At 65.7% G+C, this 3,532-nt stretch carries 4 protein-coding genes; 3 read left to right on the plus strand and 1 reads right to left on the minus strand.

Going from position 1 to position 3,532, the window contains the following annotated elements:
* On the minus strand, positions 1 to 372 hold a 372-nt coding region (locus AC5RW2_RS41485; RefSeq protein ID WP_494075319.1), incomplete at its 3' end, for an FAD-dependent oxidoreductase.
* A gap of 202 nt (positions 373 to 574) precedes the next feature.
* On the opposite strand from AC5RW2_RS41485, the gene AC5RW2_RS41490 reads away from it, so the two are divergent.
* The 3 genes from AC5RW2_RS41490 to AC5RW2_RS41500 form a co-directional block, all read left to right on the plus strand.
* Entirely contained in the window at positions 575 to 925 is a 351-nt protein-coding gene (locus AC5RW2_RS41490; RefSeq protein ID WP_494031747.1) for a bifunctional 3-phenylpropionate/cinnamic acid dioxygenase ferredoxin subunit, read from the plus strand.
* A gap of 32 nt (positions 926 to 957) precedes the next feature.
* A complete protein-coding gene (locus tag AC5RW2_RS41495; protein WP_494031748.1) occupies positions 958 to 2,886 on the plus strand; it encodes a BCCT family transporter in 1,929 nt (642 codons plus the stop codon).
* A gap of 8 nt (positions 2,887 to 2,894) precedes the next feature.
* On the plus strand, positions 2,895 to 3,532 hold a 638-nt coding region (locus AC5RW2_RS41500), incomplete at its 3' end, for a formyltetrahydrofolate deformylase (RefSeq protein ID WP_494075320.1).

Raw genomic sequence — 3,532 nt, forward strand, 5'->3', positions numbered from 1 at the left:
GGCCAGCCCCGCCAGCTCGGGCAGGGTCCGCGCCGATGCACCGGTGGCAATAACGACGCCGTCAGCCCGGAGCGTGCGCCCGTCGCCGAGGGTGATGGTCCGGGTGGCCGAATCGAATGCGGTTGCGCGCACGCCCAGCAGCCATTCCGCCCGCAGCGGATCATCCCCGGCCTCGCCGTCCCAGGTTTCCAGGGACAGATCGTTAACACCGATCTTGCCGGCCAGGAATTCCTTGGACAGCGGCGGCCGGTCATACGGCCGCTGCAGCTCATCGCCGATGATCAGCAGCCGGCCGGTGTAGCCCTGCGCGCGGGCTGCGCGCGCAGCGGAAATGCCGGCGAGGGACGCTCCCACGATGGCTAGTGTCTGCATCGCCACCTCCTCTTCTCGTGAATTGCGACAGACGCAACAAGTAGCGTTATATGCAACAGGGTGACCCCCCTCACACTTCTTGTCAAGGACAAAGCTGGCCCCCTGAAATTCCTTGACAAGTGCAAGTGAACTGGATCACTCTGTTGCATAGTGTGATCAAGGTTGATCATTACGGAACAGCAAGGCGAAACGAGGTTTTCCGATGCACAAGGCATGCCCACTGAGTGAACTCGCTGCCGGAGACGCGCTGCGGCTCGACACATCACCGCCGATCGCCGTGTTCCATACGGAGGACGGCGAACTCTTCGCCATCGATGACACCTGCACCCACCAGGACGCATCCCTGGCGGACGGCTGGGTCGAAGGCTGCGAAGTGGAATGCCCCCTTCATGCATCGAAGTTCAACCTGCGGACCGGAGAAGTCGACGCCCCGCCGGCCAAGCTTCCGGTCCGTGTCCATGAGGTCACCGTCATCGACGGCGACATCATGATCAAGGAGTCCGACGCGGCTCCCAACCTGCCACCCGGCCTAACGGTCGACGGACACGTCTAAGCAACGGACCCGTCCAAGCGAAGGAACAGCGCATGGCCATCAACAGCGACACAACGATCCAGGACGGAAACGACGAACTGGACGCCGCCATGGATGCATCGGAAGTCGACCAGGAGCTGGAGGCCTTCACCGGGCAGGATCCGGCCGATCCCGACACCGCAATCCTCGAAGTACTGCGACAGAACGCCTCCGAGCAAAAAACCGCCGAGCGGACGGCGGACCACGGCAATGGCGCCGTGGCCGGCCCGCGGAACGCCCGCGTGGACAAGGTCATCTTCGGCGTCACCGGCATCATGGCCCTGGCCTTCGTCGTCTGGGGCTTCGCCGGTACGGACAGCCTGTCCACCACCTCCACCAATGCGCTCGGCTGGGTCACCAAGAACACCGGCTGGGTCTTCGTGACCCTTGCCTCGCTGTTCGTGATCTTCGTGCTCTGGTTGGCACTCGGCCGCTTCGGCAACATTCCGCTTGGCCGGGACGGCGAAAAGCCCGAATTCCGGACGGTTTCCTGGATCGCCATGATGTTCTGCGCCGGCATGGGCATCGGCCTGATGTTCTACGGCGTGGCCGAACCCCTGTACCACTACATTTCACCGCCGCCCGGTACGGTCGACGGCCAGACACCGGCTGCCATCCAGACGGCCCTGGCCACCTCCATCTTCCACTGGAGCCTGCATCCCTGGGCGATGTACGCCGTCGTCGGTATTGCCATGGCGTACGGGACGTTCCGGCTGGGACGCAGGCAGCTGATCTCCTCGGTGTTCACCTCGCTCTTCGGCAGGAAAATAACGGACGGGCCCGGCGGGAAAGTCATCGACATCCTGGCCATCTTCGCCACTCTGTTCGGCTCCGCCGCGTCGCTGGGCCTGGGCGCACTCCAGATCGGCAGCGGCCTGCAGGCCAACGGCTGGGTCGGCCAGCTGGCCACCCCGGTCCTGGTGGTCATCATCGCGGTCCTGACCACGTGCTTCGTCGCCTCCGCCGTCTCCGGCATCAAGCGCGGCATCCAGTGGCTGGCCAACATCAACATGGTGATGGCGGTGGTGCTGGCGCTGATCGTCTTCGTCGCCGGGCCCACGCTGTTCATCCTCAACCTGATTCCGGCCGCTGTCGGCGACTACGCCCGCGACCTGGCGGACATGGCCTCGCGCACCGAGGCCGTCGGTAACGAGGCCATGCGCGAATGGCTCTCCGGCTGGACCATCTTCTACTGGGCCTGGTGGGTCTCCTGGAGCCCATTCGTGGGCATGTTCATCGCCCGCATCAGCCGGGGCCGGACCATCCGGCAGTTCGTCACCGGCGTCCTGCTGATTCCCAGCATCGTCAGCGTCATCTGGTTCGCCATCTTCGGCGGCGCCGCCTTCGGCGTCCAGCAACAGGCCGACGCCACCGAAGACACCTCGGACGGTCTGGTCCAGATGGTCGACGGCGTTCCCTCCATCTCCACTGAAGGCGCCCTCTTCGACCTGCTGCAGAACCTGTCCCTGCCAAACGTGATCGCCGCGGCGGTGGCGGTCCTGGCCATGGTCCTGACCGGCATCTTCTTCGTCACCGGCGCGGACTCCGCCTCGATCGTGATGGGCTCCCTCAGCTCCCACGGAACCGAAGAACCACGACGCCGGGTGGTCATCTTCTGGGGCGTCCTCACCGGAGCCGTCGCGGCGGTTATGCTCCTGGCCGGCGGGGACCAGCCCGCTGAAGCCCTCTCCGGGCTGCAGCGGATCACGATCATCTCCGCGGTGCCCTTTGTCCTGGTCATGTTCCTGATGTGCTTCGCCCTGACCCGCGACCTGCGCCGCGACCCGCTGGCGCTGCGAAAGCGGCTGGCGGACTCGGTGGTGGAGCGGGCGATCCGGTCCGGCGTGGACCAGCACGGCGGAGCCCAGTTCGACCTGGTAACCAAGCACGAATGCGACGACCACTGTGCCGGGGATAAACCGTGCCCTTCAACCTCGAGGTGAAAAACACTATGACTATCCTGACCCGCGAGGAGCTGGCCCCCACCACCCGGGCGGCCGCCCCCTTCGCCCTGACCCTGGCCTGTCCCGAGCGGCCCGGCATCGTCCACGCCGTCACCAGCTTCCTGGCTGAACGCGGCTTCGACATCGTCGAGCACAAGCAGTTCGATGACCACGTCAGCGGCACCCTCTTCCTGCGGACCGCGTTCCGGCCCGGTGGTGCCGGTGACAGTTCCGGCGAAGGCGGGAACGGTTTCACCCCCGAAACCCTCACCGCCCAGTTCGCTGCCGTGGCCGCCGGTTTCGGCATGACCTTCGACTTCCACGACGCCAAACCGCAGCGGTTGCTGGTCATGGTGTCGAAGTTCGGCCACTGCCTCAACGACCTGATTTTCCGCTGGCGTGCCGGCAGCCTGGGCGCGGACATCGCCGTCGTCGTGTCCAACCATGAAGACCTGCGGCCCATGGCGGAGGCCGCCGGACTGCCCTTCATCCACGTTCCGGTCACCGCGCAGACCAAGCCGGAGGCCGAGCGCCGGCTGCTGGAGCTGGTCGAGGAGTACAGCGCGGACCTGGTGGTGCTGGCCCGGTATATGCAGGTCCTGTCCGACGGACTGTGCCGGACCTTGCGCGGGCGCGCCATCAACAT

This window comes from Arthrobacter sp. B0316-1-20, from assembly GCF_059091865.1.

Bases quoted from the DNA above. Each gene is read 5' to 3' on its own strand.
- AC5RW2_RS41490 (WP_494031747.1), top strand. From the start codon at position 575: ATGCACAAGGCATGCCCACTGAGTGAACTCGCTGCCGGAGACGCGCTG.
- AC5RW2_RS41495 (WP_494031748.1), top strand. From the start codon at position 958: ATGGCCATCAACAGCGACACAACGATCCAGGACGGAAACGACGAACTG.